2 protein-coding genes are annotated in these 3,758 nt (G+C 75.8%); both read right to left on the bottom strand.

From position 1 onward, the window contains the following. Nucleotides 1-3,270: amino acid adenylation domain-containing protein (locus AB0O00_RS32305; RefSeq protein WP_363657846.1), on the bottom strand; the 3,270-nt coding region annotated here is incomplete at its 3' end. Then, nucleotides 3,267-3,758 (bottom strand): acyl carrier protein (locus tag AB0O00_RS32310; protein WP_363657848.1); only part of this gene is annotated, 492 nt, incomplete at its 5' end. The genes AB0O00_RS32305 and AB0O00_RS32310, both read right to left, overlap by 4 nt.

Consider the following 3,758-nt stretch of genomic DNA (forward strand, 5'->3'; position numbering starts at 1 on the left):
GGCGGCGGCGCCCGCGCCCGTGCCGGTGAGGGCGTCCACCCGCTCGGCGAGCACGCGCACGGTGCGGCCCTCGAACAGCTCCCGCAGCGGCAGGTCCACCGCGAGCGCCTCGCGGACCCGGCCCACCACCTTGGTGGCGAGCAGCGAGTGGCCGCCGAGGTCGAAGAAGTCGTCCTCGCGCCCGACCGACGGCAGGCCGAGCACCGCGCACCAGATGTCCGCGATCGCCTGCTCGGTGGGGCCCTCCGGCGGGGCGGAGGCGGCCTGGAGGTCCAGCTCCTCCGGGTCCGGCAGCAGGGCGCGGTCCACCTTGCCGTTCGGGTTGAGCGGGAACCTCTCCAGCACCAGCAGGTAGGTGGGGATCATCGTCGGCATCAGCCGCTGCGCCAGGTAGGCGCGCAGCCCGGCCGCGTCCGGCGCGCTCACGCCCGCCTCCGGCACGACGTACCCGACCAGCTGCAGCTCCCCGCGCACCGGCCGGGCCAGCACCACGGCCTCGCGCACCGCCGGGTGCCCGGCCAGCGCCTCCAGCACCTCGCCCGGCTCGACCCGCACGCCGCGGATCTTCACCTGGTGGTCGGAGCGGCCCAGGTAGTGCAGCCGCCCCTCGGTGTCGAAGCGCACGCGGTCGCCGGTGCGGTAGAGGCGGGCGCCGGGCGCGGCCGAGAACGGGTGCGGGACGAACCGGTCGGCGGTCAGGTCGGGCCGGTTCTGGTAGCCGCGGGTGACGCCGGTGCCGCCGACGTACAGCTCGCCCACCGCGCCGACCGGCACCCGCTGGAGCTGCTCGTCCAGGACGTACAGCTCGGTGCCGGCCAGCGCCCGGCCGACCGGCGGGGTGCGCCCGTCGGCGGCCGGCGTCTCGGTGGTGCAGAACACGGTGATCTCGGTGGGCCCGTACGCGTTGACGATCCGCCGGCCCGCCGCCCACGAGCGCACCAGGTCCGCGGAGATCGCCTCGCCCACCGAGGTCAGCTCGGTGACGGTCGGCACGTCGGCCTGGTCCATGGTGGCGAGGACGGACGGGGTCGCGCTGAGCGCCGTGACGCCGAGCCGGCGTACGGTGTCCACCAGCGGCTGCCCGGGCCGCAGCTCCTCGCGCGGCGCGACGCACAGCGTGGCGCCGGTGCACAGCGCCGACATCCACTCCCAGGTGGACACGTCGAAGCTGATCGAGGCGTTCTGCAGCACCCGGCGGCCCGCGTGCGGCGGCAGCGCCTCGCGGTGCGCGAGGTCGAGGTCGACCAGGCCGCCGTGCTCGACCATGACGCCCTTGGGGCGGCCGGTGGAGCCCGAGGTGTAGATGACGTACGCCAGGTTGTCGGCGCGCGGCGCGGCCGGCTCGGGCAGCGGCTCGGGCAGCGGGTGCTCCTCGTCGAGGCACAGCACCGGCACGCCCGCGTCCGGGAGCTTCGCGAGCAGGTGGCGCTCGGTCAGCAGCAGCCGGACGGCCGAGTCCTCCATCATGTACTCGAGGCGCTTGACCGGGTAGTTCGGGTCCATCGGGATGTACGCCCCGCCGGCCAGCAGCACGCCGAGCATGCCGGTCACCAGCCGCACCGAACCGTCGACGCTCAGGCCGACCTTGTCCTCCGGGCCGATCCCCTTGCCGCGCAGCACCGCCGCCAAGTGGCGTGCCTGCTCGACCAGTTCGCGGTAGGTCAGCCGGTCGTGCCCGGCGTCCACGGCCACCGCGTCCGGCGTACGCTCCGCCTGGGCCAGGACGAGCTCGTGCACGAGGGAGTCGGCGGTCGCCACCCCGTCGTCCGGGCGGCTCCAGGACGCCAGCAGCCGGTGTTCCTCCTCCGTGAGCAGCGGCAGCGTGCCCATCGGCGCGTCCGGCTGCGCCACGCACGCGGCGGCGCAGCTCACGAAGTGCTCGGCGATCCGGGCGGCCGTCGCCGCGTCGAACAGGTCGACGGCGTAGCGCAGCGAGCCGCACAGGCTGCCGTCCACCTCCTCCACGAACAGCGTCAGGTCGTGCTCGTTGCCCTGCACGGCCAGCGGGTACGGGCGCAGCGTCAGGTCGGCGAAGCGCATCTGCGCGTCGGCGTGCCCGGTGCCGAACAGCGACAGCCCGTCCTGCGCGTCCCAGGACGCCGACTCGTAGTAGAAGGTCACGTTGTAGAGCCCGGACGGCGAGCCCGGGCGCCGCTCGGCCAGGCGCCGGGCCAGCAGCGGGAACGGGTAGTCCCCGTACTGCAGCCCGTCCAGCACGGTGGTGCGGGTGCGCGCCAGCAGCTCGCGGAAGCTCCGCTCGCCGCGCACCTCGGCGCGGATCACCAGCGGGTTCGCGAAGTACCCGGCGACCTGCTGGAACGCGGCCCGGCTGCGCCCGGAGGCGACCGAGCCGACCAGGACGTCGCGCTGGCCGGTGTAGCGGTGCATCAGCAGCTGGAACACGGCCAGCGAGGCCGCGTACGGGGTCGCGCCGCACTCGCGGGCGAGGTCCTTGAGCGCGGCGGTCAGCTCGGCGGGCAGGCGGAAGGTGTGGGCGCCGGCCCGGTGCGCCGGGGTGGCCGGGCGGGGCCGGTCGGTGGGCAGGTCCAGCGGGTGGAGCTCGCCGTCGAGCTGCTCCAGCCAGTACCGCTCGGCGGCCTGCCCGGCGGGCGTGGCGAGCCAGTCGCGCTGCCAGCGGACGTAGTCCAGGTACTCGCCCTCGGGGCGCGGCGCCCCGGCCGGGCGGCCGGCCTTGACCGCGCGGTAGTGCTGCTCCAGGTCGCGCATGAGGACGTCGAAGGTCCACAGGTCGCTGGCCACGTGGTGGGCGCAGAGCATCAGCAGGTGGGTGCCGCCGTCGAGCCGGGCGACCGCCGCGCGCAGCATCGCGTCCTCGGCGAAGTCGAACGGGCGCTCGTTGAACGCGGCGACGGCCGCGTCGATCTCGCCCGGGGTGCGGCCGGTGAGGTCGGCCTCGGTGAAGTCCAGCGGCACGGTGGCCCGCACGCGCTGGCGCAGCCGCCCGTCCTCGGCGACGAGCGCGGTGCGCATCGCCGGGTGGGTGTCGAGCAGGCGCTGGAGCGCGGTGCGCAGCGCGGGCACGTCGAGGTCGCCGTGGACGTGCGCGGCCACGCCGACGTTGTACGCCGGGGACTGCGGGTACATCTGCTGGAACGTCCACAGGGCCTGCTGGCCCTCGGCGACCGGGTGCGACTGCGGGCCGCGCGCGGCGCGGGCCTTCAGCAGCGCGCGCAGCTGCTCGCGCCGCTCGGCCTCGGTGGGGGTGGCGGCAATCTGGGTGGGGGTGGTGGGAGCAGTCTGTGTGGTCATCGTTCGCCCGCTGCCTCGGCGCCGAGCTGGGCGAGCAGCGAGTCCACCTCCTCCGCGGAGAGCGAGTCGACGTCGGCGAGCAGCTGGTCCAGCCGGCCGGGGTCGTCGAGGGTGAGCGGCGCGCCGTCGTCGGCGGCCGGGGGAGCGAGTTCGGCGGCGAACTCGGGGGCGAGCGTCGCCACCGAAGCGTCGCGCAGCAGGCGCACGATCGGCACCGCGAGGTCGAGGTCGGCCTCGATCCGGCGGGACAGCTCCAGGCCCATGATCGAGTCCAGGCCGAGGGAGTTGAGCGGCCGGTCGTGGTCGACGCCGCCGGCCGGGAGCCGCAGCACCCGCTCGGCCTCCCGGGCCAGGTAGGCGGCGATGCCGTGCACGCGCTCCTCGCCCTCGGCGGCGAGCAGGGCCTCGCGGGGCGAGGCCTCGGGCACCGGGGCGGCCGCGTCGGCGCCGGAGGCCAGGACGATCCGCTCGGCGCGGGCCAGGACGGC

This window comes from Kitasatospora sp. NPDC093558 (assembly GCF_040683475.1).
Taxonomy (GTDB): Bacteria; Actinomycetota; Actinomycetes; order Streptomycetales; family Streptomycetaceae; genus Kitasatospora.